This is a genomic window from Pedobacter rhizosphaerae, assembly GCF_900111155.1.
GTDB lineage: Bacteria > Bacteroidota > Bacteroidia > Sphingobacteriales > Sphingobacteriaceae > Pedobacter > Pedobacter rhizosphaerae.
Map to the genome: position 1 here is coordinate 236,668 of NZ_FOGG01000005.1, position 18,027 is coordinate 254,694.

At 36.9% G+C, this 18,027-nt stretch carries 18 protein-coding genes; 14 read left to right on the forward strand and 4 right to left on the reverse strand.

Translation table 11 applies throughout. From position 1 onward, the window contains the following. Nucleotides 1–4: 4 nt before the first annotated feature. Complete coding sequence (locus BMX11_RS06215; protein WP_217643810.1) at nucleotides 5–811, forward strand: mechanosensitive ion channel family protein; 807 nt, start codon at nucleotides 5–7, stop codon at nucleotides 809–811. On the opposite strand, the gene BMX11_RS06220 is transcribed toward BMX11_RS06215, so the two are convergent. Then, nucleotides 808–1,182: a response regulator transcription factor gene (locus BMX11_RS06220; protein WP_090882530.1), complete on the reverse strand. Its 375-nt coding sequence runs from the start codon at nucleotides 1,180–1,182 to the stop codon at nucleotides 808–810. The genes BMX11_RS06215 and BMX11_RS06220 overlap by 4 nt on opposite strands. A gap of 143 nt (nucleotides 1,183–1,325) precedes the next feature. Here BMX11_RS06220 and BMX11_RS06225 point away from each other — a divergent pair, with 143 nt between their 5' ends. The 4 genes from BMX11_RS06225 to BMX11_RS06240 all read left to right on the forward strand — a co-directional run bounded on the left by BMX11_RS06225 (nucleotide 1,326) and on the right by BMX11_RS06240 (nucleotide 4,985). Further along, entirely contained in the window at nucleotides 1,326–3,539 is a 2,214-nt protein-coding gene (locus BMX11_RS06225; RefSeq protein WP_090882531.1) for an ATP-binding protein, read from the forward strand. A 1-nt stretch (nucleotide 3,540) separates the two neighbouring features. Continuing rightward, entirely contained in the window at nucleotides 3,541–3,960 is a 420-nt protein-coding gene (locus BMX11_RS06230) for a response regulator (RefSeq protein ID WP_090882533.1), read from the forward strand. A 109-nt stretch (nucleotides 3,961–4,069) separates the two neighbouring features. Beyond that, nucleotides 4,070–4,672 carry a biliverdin-producing heme oxygenase gene (locus BMX11_RS06235; protein ID WP_090882535.1) on the forward strand — a complete coding sequence of 201 codons (603 nt, stop codon included), beginning with the start codon at nucleotides 4,070–4,072 and terminating at the stop codon, nucleotides 4,670–4,672. 133 nt (nucleotides 4,673–4,805) lie between these two features. After that, entirely contained in the window at nucleotides 4,806–4,985 is a 180-nt protein-coding gene (locus BMX11_RS06240; RefSeq protein WP_039482627.1) for a hypothetical protein, read from the forward strand. 302 nt (nucleotides 4,986–5,287) lie between these two features. On the opposite strand, the gene BMX11_RS06245 is transcribed toward BMX11_RS06240, so the two are convergent. Both BMX11_RS06245 and BMX11_RS06250 read right to left on the reverse strand, forming a co-directional pair. Next, entirely contained in the window at nucleotides 5,288–6,349 is a 1,062-nt protein-coding gene (locus BMX11_RS06245) for an HmuY family protein (protein ID WP_090882537.1), read from the reverse strand. A 28-nt stretch (nucleotides 6,350–6,377) separates the two neighbouring features. Further along, nucleotides 6,378–8,450 carry a TonB-dependent receptor plug domain-containing protein gene (locus BMX11_RS06250; RefSeq protein WP_090882539.1) on the reverse strand — a complete coding sequence of 691 codons (2,073 nt, stop codon included), beginning with the start codon at nucleotides 8,448–8,450 and terminating at the stop codon, nucleotides 6,378–6,380. 101 nt (nucleotides 8,451–8,551) lie between these two features. Between BMX11_RS06250 and BMX11_RS06255 the strand changes: the two genes are divergently transcribed. Continuing rightward, nucleotides 8,552–9,484 carry a helix-turn-helix transcriptional regulator gene (locus BMX11_RS06255; RefSeq protein WP_090882541.1) on the forward strand — a complete coding sequence of 311 codons (933 nt, stop codon included), beginning with the start codon at nucleotides 8,552–8,554 and terminating at the stop codon, nucleotides 9,482–9,484. 24 nt (nucleotides 9,485–9,508) lie between these two features. Here the strand turns inward: BMX11_RS06255 and BMX11_RS06260 are convergent, their stop codons facing one another. Then, nucleotides 9,509–10,525 (reverse strand): LacI family DNA-binding transcriptional regulator, encoded by a 1,017-nt coding sequence (locus BMX11_RS06260; RefSeq protein ID WP_090882543.1) that lies wholly within the window; start codon nucleotides 10,523–10,525, stop codon nucleotides 9,509–9,511. A 544-nt stretch (nucleotides 10,526–11,069) separates the two neighbouring features. On the opposite strand from BMX11_RS06260, the gene BMX11_RS06265 reads away from it, so the two are divergent. The 8 genes from BMX11_RS06265 to BMX11_RS06300 all read left to right on the forward strand — a co-directional run bounded on the left by BMX11_RS06265 (nucleotide 11,070) and on the right by BMX11_RS06300 (nucleotide 17,731). Then, on the forward strand, nucleotides 11,070–12,164 hold the full coding sequence (locus BMX11_RS06265; protein ID WP_090882545.1) for an MBL fold metallo-hydrolase: 1,095 nt from the start codon (nucleotides 11,070–11,072) through the stop codon (nucleotides 12,162–12,164). Between the two features lie 47 nt (nucleotides 12,165–12,211). Continuing rightward, the gene (locus tag BMX11_RS06270) at nucleotides 12,212–12,574 is read left to right on the forward strand and encodes a hypothetical protein (RefSeq protein WP_090882547.1); all 363 of its coding nucleotides are present in this window, start codon (nucleotides 12,212–12,214) and stop codon (nucleotides 12,572–12,574) included. Between the two features lie 49 nt (nucleotides 12,575–12,623). Then, nucleotides 12,624–13,418: a hypothetical protein gene (locus BMX11_RS06275; RefSeq protein WP_090882549.1), complete on the forward strand. Its 795-nt coding sequence runs from the start codon at nucleotides 12,624–12,626 to the stop codon at nucleotides 13,416–13,418. Between the two features lies 1 nt (nucleotide 13,419). Next, on the forward strand, nucleotides 13,420–14,331 hold the full coding sequence (miaA, locus tag BMX11_RS06280; protein ID WP_090882551.1) for a tRNA (adenosine(37)-N6)-dimethylallyltransferase MiaA: 912 nt from the start codon (nucleotides 13,420–13,422) through the stop codon (nucleotides 14,329–14,331). A gap of 129 nt (nucleotides 14,332–14,460) precedes the next feature. Continuing rightward, entirely contained in the window at nucleotides 14,461–14,982 is a 522-nt protein-coding gene (locus tag BMX11_RS06285) for an outer membrane beta-barrel protein (protein WP_090882552.1), read from the forward strand. A gap of 154 nt (nucleotides 14,983–15,136) precedes the next feature. Continuing rightward, complete coding sequence (locus BMX11_RS06290) at nucleotides 15,137–15,688, forward strand: porin family protein (protein ID WP_139180132.1); 552 nt, start codon at nucleotides 15,137–15,139, stop codon at nucleotides 15,686–15,688. Nucleotides 15,689–15,788: 100 nt separating this feature from the next. Beyond that, nucleotides 15,789–16,319, forward strand: coding sequence for a DUF3347 domain-containing protein (locus tag BMX11_RS06295; RefSeq protein ID WP_090882557.1), 531 nt, complete (start codon nucleotides 15,789–15,791; stop codon nucleotides 16,317–16,319). 122 nt (nucleotides 16,320–16,441) lie between these two features. Further along, a complete protein-coding gene (locus BMX11_RS06300; RefSeq protein ID WP_090882559.1) occupies nucleotides 16,442–17,731 on the forward strand; it encodes a citrate synthase in 1,290 nt (429 codons plus the stop codon). Nucleotides 17,732–18,027 lie beyond the last annotated feature (296 nt).

Genomic DNA, 18,027 nt, shown 5'->3' on the forward strand with positions numbered 1-18,027 from the left:
CAATATGAAAGCTGATACCATCGACATCAATAAATTTTATGATAAAGCCTATGACTGGATAATTTTAAAAGGCCCTAATGTGTTGGTGGGTATTCTGGTCTTGATCCTGGGGTTATGGTTCATTAAATTAGTGGCTAAATGGCTGAATAACAGCTTGCATAAGAAAGAGGTAGACCCATCGTTACGGCCATTTTTGAATAGTTTAATCATCATCACCCTGAGGGTACTTCTGGTGTTTTTTGTCATCCAGCTGTTTGGATACGAGCTCACTACATTAACGGTACTTTTAGGTGGGTTGAGTGTTGCAGCTGGATTAGCGTTATCGGGTACCCTTCAAAACTTTGCCAGCGGAGTACTTATTTTACTTTTGAAACCCTTTGTTGTTGGCGATAATATCCTGGCCCAGGGACAAGAGGGAACAGTATCATCTATCCAAATTTTTTATACCATTATCAAAACCTTCGATAACAAAACAGTTATTGTTCCAAACAGCAAGCTTTCTAATGAAGTTATTATCAACATCAGCAGGCAGGGCAGTAGAAGACTGGATATTGAGATTAAGTTTAGTTATGGAATAGAATATGATAAAATCGTCGCCATTTTTAACCAAACGATTGATGGATTCAAAAATGCCCTGAAAACACCTCAAAAAAGAATAGGTGTTTCAGCATTGGAAGAAAGTGGATACAAAGTGGCCATGAATATCTGGATCAAAGCGCATGGTTTTACAGATACCAAGCTGGCATTTCAAAAGGAATTAATGGATAACTTAAAGGCTGGAGGAATAAAATTACCTGGAATGGCCGATTAAACTGACTTTTTTAATAAAGCGTATATCTTATCCATCAACTCATCAATATTAAAAGGCTTAGCCATAAAATCATCTGCCTCAATGCCATCTAAGGTATAATTTGTAGCATTATAGCGTGCAGAAATCATTAAAACCGGAATATGGCTAGTACTTTTATTGTCTTTAAGGTTTTTGAGCAATACTCTACCATCCACATCTGGAAGCATTATGTCCATGATAATCACATCAGGCCTAGAATCTGTAACATGAGATATGAAATCAGCACCTTTGTTAAGGCCTGAAACATTAAAAGCTTCGCTTTCTAAAATAAGAGTGATAACATCTAAAATAGCATGGTTATCTTCAACAACCAAAATGTTTTTCTTTGCCAACTTAGGGATGAGGATTAAATTTTGAACAAATATATAATAAAAACTAAATCCTAAAACTAAATTAGAGAAATATAACTATTAGGAATAAAGTAAGCTTTATTAGTTCAATATTTCTGATAGTTTTGTAACGTCAAATCGCTATAATGAAGAATTTTTCTGTAGACTTAACCAATTGTGATAAAGAACCAATCCACATACCCGGAAAGATTCAATCTCATGGTTTCCTTATCGCTGTAGATAAAAACAGCCTTACTATCAGTTATATCAGTGAAAATACTGGTGCATTTTTAAATAAGGTTTCCAAAGATCTTCTGAAGCAACCACTGTCTTTTATCAATAATTTTATTACTCAAAGAGGTCCTGAATTTGATGTTGAGGATTTATTAAAGCTTGGAATTATTAGAAAAAGTTTCGATGCAATCAGTCCTCATCCTATAGAAATTGATGGTAATCCATTTTATCTGATTATTTCTTCCTCTACAAATGATTGGTTATTAGAGTTTGAGCCTGTTACCCTGCAGTACGATATACAAAGCTCCATTGGTCGTTCCGCTTCTGCAATGTTGCAGGGTAAAACGGTATCAGCCTTGCTTACCAGCGCAGCATTAGAAGTAAAAAAGCTAATCAATTACGATCGCATCATGATCTATAAGTTTTTAGATGATGGACATGGAGAAGTTGTTGCAGAGGAAAAGGAAGAAAATCTGGAGCCATTTTTTGGTCTTCACTACCCGGCATCTGATATTCCTAAGCAGGCCAGAGAGCTTTATAAACTCAATTTAACGCGGTTAATAGCCGATGTGAATACTTCAGATTCAGCTATTTTAACTTATAATGAGGATAAACCACTAGATCTTACTAATGGCGGACTTAGGGCGGTTTCACCAATTCATATTCAATATTTGAAGAATATGGAGGTAGATTCTAGTTTCAGTATCTCGCTTATTACCAAAGGCGAATTGTGGGGCTTAATTGCCTGCCACAATTATACACCCAAATTTATTGATTATAAAGCCCGCGAGGGTTCTAAATTAATTGGACAAATACTTTCTTCTGCACTAGAGTACCGCCAGGAAGAAGAGGATGCTGAGATTATTGCAGAATTTAAAGATACAGCATCGGTTTTATCAGAGCACTTAAACAGAGATAAATACCTTATTGAGGCTATTACGAGTCATAAAAGAACCATATTAGATGTTACCAAAGCTACGGGGGTAGCTATAATTTTCGAAAATGGTTTAACAACTTTGGGTAATGTTCCCGGAAACGATGATATCTACGAGTTAGTAGCCTGGTTAAGAAAGACTAGTGATGAAACCATTTACTATACCCACAGACTTTCGGAAATTTTTCATCCTGCAAGAAAATATAAAGAAACGGCTTCAGGTATTTTATCCTGTGTGCTAAGCAAGGAGCTGGGTGAAATGATTATCTGGTTTAAGCCAGAGCAAATTACAACTGTACATTGGGCAGGAAATCCGGAAAAACCTGTTACCACTGCCGACAATGGTTTGCTAAGCCTGTCGCCACGTAAATCATTTGAAACCTGGGCTCAGGTAGTAAACAATACCTCAGAACGCTGGTTACCAGAAGAGATTGCATCTGTATTGCGAGTTCGGGAGATTATCATTACCGATGTCAATAAAAAAGCCAATGAAGTGAGGCTGCTCAACGAAAAGCTCCAGGCTGCTTACGAAGAGCTTGATACTTTTAGTTACACCATTTCACATGATTTACGTACGCCGCTAACTTCCATTAAAACTTATGCAGAGCTGATGCTCAAAAACAAAAGCATTGATGATAATGGAAAGAAAATGCTTGATCGGATTTTAACAGGTGCAGATAAAATGAATTTCCTCATTAAGGAAATCTTAAATCTCGCCCGTGTTGGTCGTTCTGATGTAATATTTGAAACAGTTTCCATGCCTTTGTTGTTGAAAGATATAACAACTGAAGTTTGGACGGCTTTTAAAGCAGACAATGCCGAACTCGTTTTAGGTCAACTCCCCGATTTAAAGGGAGATAACACCATGATTGCTCAGGTATTTACCAATTTAATCAGTAATGCGGTAAAATACTCATCTATGGTAGAGAAACCTAAAATAGAGATCTTTGGTGATGTAAATACAGAAGAAACTGTATACGCCATTAAGGATAATGGTATGGGAATTGATAACCGTTATTACGACAGGGTTTTTGAGCTATTTAAGCGCATGGATAATGTCAAAGACATTGATGGAACAGGAGTGGGGCTGGCTATTGTAAAACGAATTGTAGAAAAACACAATGGAAGGGTTTGGTTTGAAAGTAAACTGAATTACGGATCTACATTTTACGTAGCTTTTAAAAACAGATAAGATGAAAACGCCGGATATATTTTACGTAGAAGATGATGTAGACTATGCTTTTTTCATGCAAAGTGCTATACAAGAGGTAAAGGATACATTAAATTTAACCATTGTAGAAGATGGGACAGAAGCACTATTGAAACTGCAGAAATTTGTGGAGAGCAAAACGAAGCCTAAATTAATTTTGCTGGATTTAAACTTGCCTGGTTTATCAGGTTTAGACTTGCTCAAATTTATCAGAGATATTCCTTACTTAAAGTCGATTCCAGTAATCCTTTTTTCAACTTCAGATAATCCTGAAGATGTAAAAGCATCTATGGAATTTGGGGCCAGCGCTTACCTGACTAAGCCTAATGGCTATGATAATCTGGTTAAATGCGTACATTCGGTACACGATTTCTGGTTTAACCAACACCTTCGATTAAATTAATCAGAAACATTATAGTTAAAGATTCGAGCCTTAAGTTCGAATCTTTGTTTTTTTATTCAAGCCGTACAGTATTAATTTAGCTTGTACATTTCTCAAACATAAATAATTTATGATTGCCAATATATTAAGAACTGAAACCGCAGATAAGCACAAAGAATTAGAATCATTAATGTTTGTGAATGAAATCATGAATCATTCGCTAACCGTAGAAGATTATAAAACGTTGATCACCATCAACTATATGATTCATCAAAAGATGGAAAATGTACTGGCAAACCTATTGGATGCCAATCTTGCAGAGAAGCTGGAAATGAAAGATAGGTTTAAGCTGGAGGCTTTAGAAAAAGATCTCGCTCATTGGGGAATTGATAGTTTAAGCCTTCCCGGATTGAACTTTGAGCTCTTTATTCCGAAAAAAAATAACGCTGAAGTTTTAGGTGCTTTATACGTTTTGGAAGGTGCTACCTTAGGCGGAAATGTCATTAAGAAGCATATTTTAGCTAATCCTAACTTCAATAATCAGGAAGCGGGTTTAAATTATTATGGTGTTTATGGTAACGACCTCAGTACCAAATGGAAGACATTTATTACTGTCTTAAATGAAAGTATATCAGAAGCTGATTATAAATACTGCGTAGAGAGTGCAAATAATACCTTTCAAAATCTGATTAACTTGACAAAACAATTCAAATCTAGCCCCTATGTTACATAGAGGGGCTTTTTTTGCCTTGTTAAAATGTGCAAAACTTATTTTAAATAAATATTTGCTTTCTGTTGTTAATTCAAGGTAAATATGTATAATTGAAGAAATAAATTTTTTAAACCTTAAAAAACATCAATTAGCGATGGAAAAATTTTCAAAAGTTAAAGCTGCTGTAGCTGCTATCGAAGCAGATGTAGAAAAATTTTATAATGCTGGCAATGCAGCTGCTGGTACTCGTGTGCGTAAAGCAATGCAAGATCTTAAAGTTTTAGCACAAGAAATCCGTGCAGAAGTAACTGACAAGAAAAACGCTGGAAAATAATATTTAGCGATTACGCAAAAAGGGTTTCGGCATACCGGAACCCTTTTTGCGTTTGGGATGTCTAGTGTCTAGGTATAAGTATCAAGATATTAGTATCAAGTATCAAGATTTGGGTATCAAGACTGAGGCCAGACAAATCCACTATAGCCACTCAGTTTTTCCAACTACTACTTATCGCGATTAAGACTCAAGACTACAGACTTTCGACTCAAGACTAAAAAGATAAAGCTCCCCATCGCGGAGAGCATTTATCCAACTAACAAAACATATTATTTAAATTTGAGATGAGCTTATTTTAAGATCTAACCCTTTTTGATCAGCTTATATTCAATTACTGGCTTACCACGGGTTCCCCCATCATTGGAAATGAAGCTATTGAATTTTAATTTATACACGTTGCCCGAACCATCTTTAACCAGGTAGAAGATATCCGTTTTAACACCGCCACCGGTTCCATTCTGGCCAGGTGATGTTCTCCATGTTGATCCAATTACGTCTCGTGATGAAGAGAAAGTTACTGTTGCAAGATCTGACTCTGCAAATGCAGCATAAGCCTTTACAGTTGTAGACACAGCCGCGGCACTTACTCCCGCCAGGCTGTTTATGAATACTAAATCAGAAAATGCATAAGGGAATGTAGCAGTGTAATACATGCTGTAACCCCAAACTACATCCCAGCTTGCTTTTGCAGGTTCTACAGATACAGTATTGCCTTTAACTAATGATGCAAACTGGAAATTCGCATCCGCATTTTTGGTGATATCTAAGGTCTTAAAAGTTGTTTCAGTCACTTTAGCATATTGTAAGGTATATCCGCTGCCTTTTCTAAGTACTCTTATTTTGTATAGTTCATCGTTGGCAAGAACGGTAGCCGCGCCTCCTTTTCTATTAATGATATAAACTTTATTTTCTGCGTCTGTAGCCGAGATTGCAGCGATTGCAGTTTTATTAATGATATTTGCTTCTCTTGGGTCGTCAATAAGACTAAAAGTTCCAAGACCCTGGCCAACCTTAAGGGCATTAGGGTCAAAGTCTGCTGCTGTAACAGAATTTAAATCACTCTTGTTAACTACAATTGCAGATGAACCGTTAGAGGCATTCAAAATCACTTTAAAATCAGCTCCAGCGTAGAATCCTAAATCCCAGCTGTCTCTGTCAACAGCCGTTTGTTTGTCTGCGCTGAAATCTACATAAACACTATTACCGGCTGCACTACCAGCTTCGGCACCAATTAAGCCATTCAAGGTAAGCGTACTTCCATCAGAAGGGGGTACTACAATAACAGGCTCATCACTGTCTTTCTTACAGGCGGCAAATGAAATTGCAATAAATGCAGCAAATAATAAGGAGTTAAATTTATTCATGTTTCTATTTTTATGTATTTAAAATTGATTATTTCTTATTCCAGTTATAAATTAAGCCTAAAACATATGAGCGGCCATAACTATAGGGTACCGCGATGCCACCAGTGCTATGTGCGCCTCCAGAGGCTGCCGAGCTGTTTGAAAGCTGTGTGATGTTAAAAATATTCTTTACCCCCGCATTAATGGTGAGGTACCTCCACAAGTTTTTGTTGAGCATTAAATCGGCCCAATGAAACGACCCTATCTTGACCAGATTTGCGGTTTGAATATTATTTACTGTACTAATCTGATAGCTTGGCAGGCTTCCGGTGTACTTATAAAATAAACTTACACTGCCATTAATCTTTGGAAAGGTATATGTCAGATTAGATGTGATTTCAATAGCCCAGGCAAATTGCGGAGATTCGAGCGCTGCATTTTCAGATAAGTCATTGTAGCGGCCAATATAGGATAAACCTACTGTAGCTTGTAAATTCTTATAAATTAAGGTGTTTTCTAATGTCCCTCCGGTGGTTTTATATTTTGATATATTAATTAAGGTGGTTACCGAGGTATTGGTTGGGTCTATGCCGTATTCAATTCTGTTCTTGAATAGATTATAAAAACCCGTTAATGTTGATCTAAACTGTACATCTCGGTGCCTAAAACCAGACCATGCTAAAGATCCGTTAAAGCTATTGGATTGTTCTGCTCTTAAGTTAGGATTGCCTAAAATGGTATGGCTGGCATCAACAAAGTTATAATAGAGTTCTCTAAGGGCTGGTGACCTGAAGCCCCGCGCATATCCTAAACGTAGGTCGAGCGTTTTAGATAGGCTAAATTGGGTATTTAAAGAGGGAATAACTGGGGGAGCGTCGTAGACAGAGTTTTTAATAAATCGGAGTCCTGGTCTAATATTTATCCCCATAACCGGTGTAATTTCTGACGAGACGAAGAAGGCATAATCATTAATTACCGGAGAACCTATAACTCTGGCCCCGCTAGCGGCATCACGATTAAACTCAAAACCAGGTTGAAAGGAGAGGGATTTGTTTGCAACATACAGTGCGGTTGCCCTAAAAATGGTCGCATTGAATTTAGCCACATCCTGTTCTCCTGCGGCGGTAGTTAATTCCTCTGTGTTGGTCGTAAAGTCGTGAATAACTGACCTGGTTGCACGTTCGAGATTGGTATAGCCCAAAATTTCCGTAAATTGCAGGGAAGGCGATAATTTATATTCAGACTGTAACTGTTGTGTATATCGCTGGGTAGTGTAAGTTTGAAATTTGGCTTTATAATTATTAGGATTCATGCCACCTCTAACATCTATGGTTTCATTCAAGCCATCTAAGCGATACCAGATATTAAAATGATCGTTGCGGTAGCCCAGTTTCGCATTGCCCAGCCATTGTTCTTTGGGTTTCCAGCGGTTGGTTACCGATTCTACCTCTTCAATAGTTGCGGTTTTAGGAGCCAGGTTCCAGCCTCCAAAATCGTTATGGGTAAATCCTGCAAGGGCATTCCAGCCTTTATTCTGCCAGCTAATGTTTATATTTTGATTGTGTAGACCATTTCCTGTAAATGCATGGTATTCGTTACCAGCACTCTCTTCCTGAATACGGGCAGAAACATTAAGCAATGATTTTCCGGCATTCTTGGTGATAATATTGATTACGCCGGCAAGGGCATCCGATCCGTAAACTACAGACATCGGACCTTCAACAATTTCAATTCTTTCGATGGTATTGATATCGATTTGATTTAGGCTTTCGCGGGTATCTGATCGATCTACCATGGGCACGCCATCCAAAAGAATTTTAACATTTCTTCCGCTCATACCCATTAACTGAACATCTGTGGTGCCCAGCGTTAAGTCATTGCTAAACCGAAAACCAAGTTCGGTGTTGAGCACCTGCTGCACGCTGGTGGCGGCCCTTAAACGGATTTTTTCGGCAGTGATGGTTTTTACCTGATAAACTGAATTTTTTAATGTTCTTGGTGCATACTGTCCCGTAACCACAACTTCCCTCAAATCATTTGCCTTGGCAGTATCAAGCTTAACTTCTTGAGCTATTGCTGATATTCCAGATAATGCAAAGACAATTGATAAATATATTCTCATTTATTTAGACTAATTATAAATAATTGTGCAAATTTGTGCATTATCGCTTCAATAAGATAACGCGAGCGGGATAATTTATGCCGTGAAACGGATTAATAATTATGGAAATTAGGCTTTCAGAACATTCAACGGGAAAAACCATTTATCAACAGGTTTACCCTGATAATTTTAACAGCACTTTAGATGTACAAGAAGAAGATCGTAAGTTTAGTACAGCAAGTTATGATATAAATCTATCAGAAAACTGGTTCGAAGGGATTCATATCGCCCATTTCAATATTCATTCTGCTGAAACCCAGCATTTCTGTTTAGCATGTGATGAGGGACATTTAGGATTTTTCTTTTGTTTATCAGGGATAGTTCACAGCTATAGCGATGACCTGAAGCAACGGTTGTTTTCAATTAAGCAAAACCAATTTTATATCGATAGTCATTCCAAGAAAAATACCACTTTCAGCACTATGGCTGTTCAGGGTATTCTGATCAGATTAACTCAGGATTATTATCGAAAGATTGTTAATGAGGAATCCGAATCTGACATTTCTTCTTCCTTACCATGGGAAATGCCTTTTGAAGTTAAAAACATTGTAAAGGGATTGACGATAGCCCCGTTTAAAGGAAGAGCAAAAAGACTATTTATAGAATCGAAGATCTTGGAAATATTAGTCTACTACATCAATCAGCAGCCTGAGGTAAGTGCTTCTGGTATGAAAGAGGAAGATGTAAAAAAAATCCTGTTGGCTAAGGCAATTGTAGAGGATAATATCCAAAAACCTTATTCTATTATTGAGCTCTCCAGAAAAGCAGGCTTAAACGATTATAAATTAAAAAAAGGATTTAAAGAAATAATCGGTCATACCGTTTTTGGCTATCTCAACCATATCCGCATGGAAAAAGCCTACCAATTGCTTTACAGCGAAAAAAAGGCGGTAAATGAAGTTTCCTTTCTTGTTGGCTATAAAAATTCACAACATTTTATTACCGCTTTCAAAAAGAAATTCAATATCCTGCCAGGATCACTGAAAAGGATTTAAACTTAGCGCAAACGTTTGATTAGATTATTCTTCAACATTATTGATAATCAAATCAGACTCTACAATGGTGTTATAATAGGCTTGCGTTTCTGCATTTGGACTGTTAATTAAATCTAAAAGGATATTAGCCGCCTTCTGTCCCTGTAAATATGGGTATTGCTCTACAGAAGCCACAGGAGTATGGTCTAAATAGCTGATAATAGGCAGATTGGCGTAGCTTACCACATCAAATTCATCAATGACATTCAGTTTCTTAAAGTATTTAATTAAAAACAAAGCTACGTAATCATTAAAGGCTACAATTGCCGTTGGTCTTCTTTTATGATTTAAAAATTGATTTGCTGCCTCTATAGTGCCTTGTTCAGTTAAATCACAATTGATGATCAATGATGGATCTACTTTTAAACGATTAAAGGTAATGGCCTGCATGTAACCATCTTTTCTTTCGTCGCTGGCGTACAAAGTATTCGGGCCATTAATCATTCCAATACTTCTATGGCCTTTTTTCAATAAATAGTTAACGGCCTTTACCGTAGCACTTTCCAAACTGCAAGCCACATAGTGTACATTCTTGAAAGGAGGAATCCGATCAAAAAATACTACAGGAATATTAAAAGAGTTAAGCTTTTCGAAATGATCGAATTTGGAAGTGTCTTTGCTTATAGAAACTAACAGCCCATCTACCCGTTGATTCTTCATTTTTTCTACCAGCTTAACTTCCTGCTCATAATTATCGTGCGATTGCGCAAAAATTACCGTGTAGTTCTTTTTAAGTGCTTCATCTTCAATTGCAGAAATTGCAGTAGAGAAAAAGTGCTCAGATAGCTCCGGTAAAATTACACCAATTGTGTAAGTTTTACCCTTCTGAAAAAGAATAGCCGCATTATTTGGTTCGTAGTTAAGCGATTTAGCCAGTTGTTTAATCTTTTCTCTTGTCACTGCTCCAATGCTCGGATGGTCGTGCAGACCTCTAGAAACACTTGATGGAGAAATGTTTAAGATTCTGGCAATTTCCTTTATGGTTGTTGGTTTTGATTGCATTCTAACGGCTAAGCTAATTAAATTTCTTCTAACTATAATAATACGAAATTAATCAAACGTTTGCGTGTTTTTTTATCCTAATTTATTTTACCTCTCAGGGTAATATGGGTAGATTCGGTTATACATCTCTTCAAAATAAAAAACGGGAAGTGTTCGTACCACTTCCCGTCAAAATTTTGGGATTAAATCCTAAAGAGAATCTCATTAGGAAACAAAAAGTTATCTAAGCTATAATGTTAAAACCCAGTTTCAAAGTTATGAATTTTTGTACATTCTTTAATGGCGTATTTAAAATACGAAACATCTATTCTATGAGGTGGCTTTACCCTGCTAAAGAATGAAACTACAACAGTGCTAATCTCGCTGCCGCAGTAGCAGGCCAATATGCCGGCTCGGATGATAACAATCAAACCATGTTGTTACTGAAATAGGTTGGTTGAGTTAAATAGGAGTATCTTTGGGTTACCAAGGGCAATTTTTATTTACAAAAGGCCAACACTTTTAAAATAGGATATCCATACTTTAGTTTAAATAAAGTTTAAATATGCTTATTACATTATACATTGCAGTCATTTTTATTATTCTGTTTATTACCATTATTAATCTCCCGGTGTTTGGAAAATTGCCTAATGGATTAAGATTAGCAGCCATAAGGCATCAACCCAATTATAAAAATGGTTCATTACAAAATCTTTCTGTAACCCCCATGCAACCAGAAGGAATCTCTTTTTTTACGGTACTAAAAGAATTTCTCTTCGGCAAACATCCGGATAAATCGCCGGTTAACGCGCTGCCATACATTAAACCTCAACTCCATACCGTACCCGGTCATTCGGAAACAGAAATCATATGGTTTGGTCATTCGTCTTATCTCATTAAAATTAATGGTTACCGGATTTTGGTTGATCCAATTTTTAGTAAAACCCCATCGCCCTTTTCATTTGTTGGAGGTAAGGCCTTCAAGGGAACTGATTTTGTTAAAGCTGAGGATTTTGAAAATCTCGACGTTTTAGTCATTACTCATGATCATTATGATCACCTCGATTACCAAAGTGTTTTAAAAATAGCCCCCAAAACAACGAAGATTGTAACTTCATTGGGTGTTGGCGCTCACCTGGAAAAATGGGGGATTTCTGCTGATAAAATTAACGAACTTGCCTGGGACGAATCTGTAAGTATTTCAGCAGGTATTAATTTTACCGCAGTTCCTGCAAGACATTTCACCGGTAGGAAGTTTAAGCGCAATCAAACTTTATGGTCGGCATTTATCCTGCAAACTCCAGATCAGAAATTATTTTTAGGCGGAGACTCAGGTTACGATACTCATTTTGCGGAAATTGGTCAGCAATATGGCCCTTTCGATATCGCTATGCTGGAATGTGGTCAATATAATGCTTACTGGCCATATATACACATGTTTCCAGAGCAAACCGTACAAGCTGCTATCGATTTAAAAGCCCGGGTTTTATTACCTGTTCATTGGGCGAAATTTAGCCTGGCTATGCATCCCTGGAATGAGCCGATAGAAAGGGTAGTGGTTGCTGCTAATCACCTTAAGCAGCCCATTGTAACACCTAAATTGGGCGAAACAATTGTATTGAATAAATATTTGCCCACTCAAAAATGGTGGAATAATTAGTAAACAATAATCGTGATTTGGTGTTTACATTTAAACCAATTACCATTATGAAAACTGATCTAGTAGAAATTTTTCAAACCATAAGAGCGAGTATACAACCTTATGCTTCCCGTGGTTATACTGTTCACGAAAATTCTGAGACGGGATATGACCTTTATAGTGAAAAAAATATTGAGGTGGAAGGTGAAAAAATTACAGAACGTTTCTTTATTGGGGTATATATTAATGGAAATCAGGTAGAAGTGAAGCTAAATACAGTCGAATTTGAAGCATCAAATCAAGAACTTGTTGATTTTGGATCTAACCATAAAGGATTTAAGCTAAGTAGGTTAACAGATGCAAGCCTTAAAGAGGTTGAAATATTTACCGAAATTATTCACGTACATTTTAAAGAAAAAGAGTGGATTTAAATTCGGATAGCTAAATTTGCAGCTCATCAGGATTTAAGCACCTCAGTCATTGAATATCCCCGGAGAAGAAAATAATAAAAATACCTGGCATCGGAGTTTCATACTTGAGCTGGAGCGCACAGGTATAACATATCAACTTCTTTCCTCTATATTATCCCATACACTTCAGTTAACTGAACATCTGGCGATAAGTCTTATCGATATCCAAACGCCATATTTACCAGACCAACTGGTTCATGAACAAGCCTTATTTTTGCAAAATAAGATTAAGTTGGTTTATCTCTGGGAAGATGTATGGCTTACCAAACCTCAACAGGTTATGGCGAGGGTGCAGTCCCTCCTTGGGATAAATAAGCGTATTCACGGTAGAAAAACCCAGGTAAAAAGAATAAGCAAGCCTGTAGCAGATCAATTTTTAAACCATAATCATTTGCAAGGTGCGGTAAGCGCCAGATACAAGTATGGCTTGATCCTGCAAGAGGAACTGGTTGCTGTAGCTACATTTTCTGCGCTTAGAAAAATGAACTTTGCTGAAAATTATAAATCTGCAGAGTTGATTAGGTTTGCGGTAAAGGCTGGATATTCAGTAACCGGAGGCTTAAGTAAGCTAATTGCCGGTTTCAAAGAGGATTTAGAACCCCAGGACATTATGACCTATGCAGATAGAGATTGGTCTGCAGGAGACGCTTACCATAGATTGGGATTCCAGCAGACCGGCATATTAGAACCACAATATTTTGTGCTAACCGAAAATCTGCAACGTTATATAATAAAAGATAGTCTTGATAACGGTGCTGAGAAAGTTTTTAATACGGGAAGTCTCAAGTTTATTTTAAAATTCTGATATGGCAAATCATAACCTCCTCGTAATTTTAGGCGCTACCGCTGCGGGTAAGACAAAACTTGCCGTTGAAGTAGCAAATGCACTTGATGCAGAGATTATCAGTGCAGATAGCCGTCAGATTTTTAAGGGAATGGATATTGGAACAGGTAAAGATTTGGGTGAATATCAAATCTCAGGTAAGAGCATTCCTTATCACCTCATCGATATTTTGGAAGCAGGAGCACGCTACCATGTTGATGCTTTTAAAAATGATTTCTACAGCGTTTTCGAGTCGATTAGCAGTCAAAATAAAATGCCTATACTTTGTGGAGGAACAGGTTTATACATTCACAGTATATTGCAAAACCAGGCTTATACTGCTGTTCCGGTCGATTTGCCTTTAAGGAGCCAGCTGGAATCATTGGATAGGGAAGAGTTGCTAAGCTTGCTACATAAATATGAAAATGTAGATTATGTTGACCTCGCTTCGAAAAAAAGACTCATCAGGGCTATTGAAGTAGCAGAATACTTAAAATATAATCAGTTGCCTGTGGTTGAAAGACCACCCATTAAGCCCCTTGTATTCGGTTTGAAAAATGAAGTCGAACGAACACGTGAAAATATACTCAAAAGATTAGATGAACGTTTTGAGGCAGGAATGATTGAAGAGGTAGCGCAATTAATCCAATCAGGGGTAGATCAGGAAACATTGGTTTTTTATGGCTTGGAGTATAAGTTTATTTCCAATTACCTTTCAGGATTATTGAGTATGAATGTGCTACGGGAAAGATTGGGCATTGCTATTTGCCAATATGCCAAGCGACAAAATACCTTCTTCAGGAAAATGGAGAAAGATGGAGTTGAGATCAATTGGCTGGATGCGAGTGCCCCGACCAACCATTTAAAACAGCTGGTTTTAGAAAAAGTTTTATAAAATTTTTATTCATAAATTTTGAATGTTTTTTTGGTCAAAAGGTTTTTTTTAATGCTAAAAAGGCGCTTTTTGGCATAGCCTTTGTAATTGTTGCGGTATATTACTTTAACTCAAAAACAATTACATAAAATGAAAACAATTACTAAAATTTTGGCTACTTCAGCAGCTGCAGTAGCTTTATTCTTTACGACAAATGCTAATGCTCAATCACAAAAATTAGGAATCGGATTAACCGCAGGAATACCAACTAGTGATGCTTATAATTTTGCTGCTGGTGCAGATTTACGTTATCAGTTTGATGTTGATAAACAATTGTCAATTCCAGTTACCGCAGGATATACACGTTTATTCGCTAAAGATTATACCATTGGCAATGTTACTTATGAAGGAGTAGATTATGGCTATATCCCTGTTAAAGTTGGTGCAAAATACTTCTTTAATGATTCTGGATCAGGTGTGTACGGCTTAGCAGAATTGGGTGCTGGCTTTGGAACAAACTCTGGTAGCGGAACCTCTTTCGTTTACTCACCAGCATTGGGTTATGCATGGAGCAGCGGACTTGATTTAGGTGTAAAATACGAAGGTTTAGCACAGAATGGCACTAGTACCGGTTTCTTCGGTCTTCGTTTAGCCTATGGATTTGGCCTTTAGAATATCCAAAAAATAAAGTAGGAAGCCTTCGAGTAATCGAAGGCTTTTTTTTATTCTTATACATTCTGAAAAAAGTGAAAATATAAAAATCTAACCTGGTGCTTATTTACGTACATCAATTAAATCCAAAAATTGATAACTAAAATCACCTAACATGAAAACACTTACTAAACTTTTTACTACGGCATCAATGGCTATGGTAATTTTTACAACCAGCAATTTAAATGCTCAAACAATGAGTGGTACGGAGAGCTCCACTACAACAAACGGAATGGCCTTTAAGGTAGGGGTTGGAATAAACGGAGGCGTATTTACTAAAGGATCCGAAATGGATTATGGCTACGGAGCCGATTTGAAACTTCAGTACGACTTAAGTAAAGATGTAGCATTAACAGCATCTGGAGGTTACACCCGTTTAAGGTGGAAAAACAGCCCGTTAAATTTCCAGTTTATACCACTAATGGGTGGAGTAAAAGCCTTTGTGATCGATAGAATGTACCTGAGCGCGCAGGCAGGAACAGGCTTAGCTATTGAAGATGGGGCAAATATGAACTTCATATATTCAGGAGGCCTGGGATATGAATGGAATAACGGATTAGAACTAGGTGTGAAATATGAAGGTTACGTAAATAATAGTGCTTCTGATCTATATTTTATGAAAACCGGACAGTTTAACTTAAGATTAGGCTATAATTTCAAGCTTTAGTAATTATTAAATAATATTTTTTTAAAAGCCTTGTAAAATACAAGGCTTTTTTTGTGGTTTTAATATTAAAATTGCTAATTTGAGCCGAAAACCAAATACAATGAAACGGATATTCGGAATAGCCATTTTGGCAACTTTAATGGCTTGTGGCCAGGCAGACAAAAAATCATCAGAGGCTCAGGATTCTACAGCTAAAGATTCTACAACGCAGAAAACTTCGGCTACTTTAAAAGATGAGAAGGTTAATGTTATTTTTTCAAAATACGAAATATTAAAGGATGCTTTAGTTAAATCAGATTCCTCCAGTGCGCAGAAGGCCGCAGGAGATTTACAAACCCATCTGGCCACTTATAAAGGTTGCGAACTTACCGCAGAAGTTGCCAATAAAATCGCAGCAACAACGAACTTGGCTACCCAAAGAAAGGAATTTACGGTCTTAAGTTCAGATCTTATCGCTTTACTTAAATCTGCCGACGTAGCGGAGGGTACTATTTACGTACAGCACTGCCCAATGGCGAATAAAGGAGATGGTGGCGATTGGTTATCATCGGCCAAGGAAATCAGAAATCCATATTATGGAGATGAAATGCTGGAATGCGGTCGTGTTGCAGAGGAAATAAAAGCGAAATAATTGTCAATTAAAGTATGATTGTTACGTCGATTTGACCAATAATTCATTTTTAATTAACAGATTTGTTATGCACGAATATTAATTTTATATAATTTAGGAAGCTATAAACACAATACAATAATATGTCAGATATTGCAGAGATCAAAGTAGATGGTAAGACGATAGAATTGCCAGTAATAACAGGAACAGAAGATGAAAAGGCCATTGATATTTCTAAGTTAAGAGATACTTCGGGTTTTGTAACCTTAGATACTGGTTTTAAAAATACTGGTTCAACCAAAAGTAAAATCACTTTTCTAGATGGCGAAAAAGGAGTTTTAAAATATAGAGGTTATTCTATTGAACAGCTTGCCGAAAAATCAAGCTTTTTAGAAGTTGCTTATCTGGTAATTTATGGCGATTTGCCAACACAAACTCAACTAGATGCTTTCCAGTCAGAAATTAGCAAGCATACGCTGATTCATGAAGATATGAAGAAATTCTTTGATGGTTATCCATCAAGATCGCATCCTATGGGGCAGTTAGGCTCTTTGGTGTTTTCTCTTTCTACATTTTATCCTGAGTGTTTGAAACCAAATCAAACGGCAGAAGAACAAAATTTAACGATCATTAAACTGATTGCCAAATTACCTACTATTGTTGCTTTCATCTATAAAAAATCATTAGGACACCCACTTATTTATCCAAAAAATAAATACGATTACGTGACCAACTATTTATGGATGACTTTCGGTCAGCGTACTGAAGATTATGATGTAAATCCGGTTGTGGTTAACGCAATGAATAAATTGCTTATTCTTCATGCAGACCACGAGCAAAACTGTTCGGCATCTACTGTACGTATTGTAGGTTCTTCTGATTGTAACCTTTATGCTTCAATTTCTGCGGGTATTGCAGCTTTATGGGGTCCACTTCACGGTGGAGCTAATCAGGCCGTTATCGAAATGCTTGAACTGATTAAAGAAGACGGTGGAGACACTGAAAAATGGATTAATAAAGCGAAAGACAAAAATGATCCTTTCCGTATGATGGGATTTGGTCACCGTGTTTATAAAAACTTCGATCCTAGGGCAAAGATTATTAAAAAAGCTTGCGATGATATTTTAGAAAACCTGGGAATTGACGATCCAGTTCTAGAAATCGCTAAAAAATTAGAAGAGGCAGCTTTAACTGATCAATATTTTATCGATAGAAAGCTTTATCCAAACGTAGATTTCTATTCAGGAATTATCTACAGAGCATTAGGTTTCCCTTCAGAAATGTTTACCGTGTTGTTCGCGTTAGGACGTTTACCTGGATGGATTGCACAATGGAAAGAAATGAAAGAAAATAAAGAACCTATTGGTCGTCCACGTCAAATTTACGTAGGTGAAGTAGATAGAGAGTTTGTAGACATTAAAGACAGAAAGTAATTCATGTCTTCCCAATAAAAGAAAGAGGCTGTCTCAAAAAGGCAGTCTCTTTTTTTGTGGAAAAAAAATTAATTTTTCATCTTTTTAAATTTGGTTTATTTGACTGTATTTCAGATATTTAAGTATAAATAATTGAAATTTATGCCAGTCCAGAAACCAGTTTTCAAGCCCTATTATCAGAACCAGATCATGGCTATTCCGCCCACTCTGGATGAACTTGTGGCAAAAGGCCATCCTGTTCGCATTGTGAACGATGTCATTAACCGAATCAATATCCAGGGACTGTTGGATGCTTA

What these genes read in the sequence shown, in the direction of transcription:
- BMX11_RS06285 (WP_090882552.1), top strand. Translation starts at nt 14,461, where the DNA reads ATGAAAACAATTACTAAAATTTTGGCTACTTCAGCAGCTGCAGTAGCT.
- BMX11_RS06240 (WP_039482627.1), top strand. Translation starts at nt 4,806, where the DNA reads ATGGAAAAATTTTCAAAAGTTAAAGCTGCTGTAGCTGCTATCGAAGCA.
- BMX11_RS06265 (WP_090882545.1), top strand. Translation starts at nt 11,070, where the DNA reads ATGCTTATTACATTATACATTGCAGTCATTTTTATTATTCTGTTTATT.
- BMX11_RS06300 (WP_090882559.1), top strand. Translation starts at nt 16,442, where the DNA reads ATGTCAGATATTGCAGAGATCAAAGTAGATGGTAAGACGATAGAATTG.
- BMX11_RS06225 (WP_090882531.1), top strand. Translation starts at nt 1,326, where the DNA reads ATGAAGAATTTTTCTGTAGACTTAACCAATTGTGATAAAGAACCAATC.
- BMX11_RS06215 (WP_217643810.1), top strand. Translation starts at nt 5, where the DNA reads ATGAAAGCTGATACCATCGACATCAATAAATTTTATGATAAAGCCTAT.
- BMX11_RS06230 (WP_090882533.1), top strand. Translation starts at nt 3,541, where the DNA reads ATGAAAACGCCGGATATATTTTACGTAGAAGATGATGTAGACTATGCT.
- BMX11_RS06250 (WP_090882539.1), bottom strand. Translation starts at nt 8,450, where the DNA reads ATGAGAATATATTTATCAATTGTCTTTGCATTATCTGGAATATCAGCA.
- BMX11_RS06290 (WP_139180132.1), top strand. Translation starts at nt 15,137, where the DNA reads ATGAAAACACTTACTAAACTTTTTACTACGGCATCAATGGCTATGGTA.
- BMX11_RS06235 (WP_090882535.1), top strand. Translation starts at nt 4,070, where the DNA reads ATGATTGCCAATATATTAAGAACTGAAACCGCAGATAAGCACAAAGAA.
- BMX11_RS06245 (WP_090882537.1), bottom strand. Translation starts at nt 6,349, where the DNA reads ATGAATAAATTTAACTCCTTATTATTTGCTGCATTTATTGCAATTTCA.
- miaA (WP_090882551.1), top strand. Translation starts at nt 13,420, where the DNA reads ATGGCAAATCATAACCTCCTCGTAATTTTAGGCGCTACCGCTGCGGGT.
- BMX11_RS06260 (WP_090882543.1), bottom strand. Translation starts at nt 10,525, where the DNA reads ATGCAATCAAAACCAACAACCATAAAGGAAATTGCCAGAATCTTAAAC.
- BMX11_RS06295 (WP_090882557.1), top strand. Translation starts at nt 15,789, where the DNA reads ATGAAACGGATATTCGGAATAGCCATTTTGGCAACTTTAATGGCTTGT.
- BMX11_RS06270 (WP_090882547.1), top strand. Translation starts at nt 12,212, where the DNA reads ATGAAAACTGATCTAGTAGAAATTTTTCAAACCATAAGAGCGAGTATA.
- BMX11_RS06255 (WP_090882541.1), top strand. Translation starts at nt 8,552, where the DNA reads ATGGAAATTAGGCTTTCAGAACATTCAACGGGAAAAACCATTTATCAA.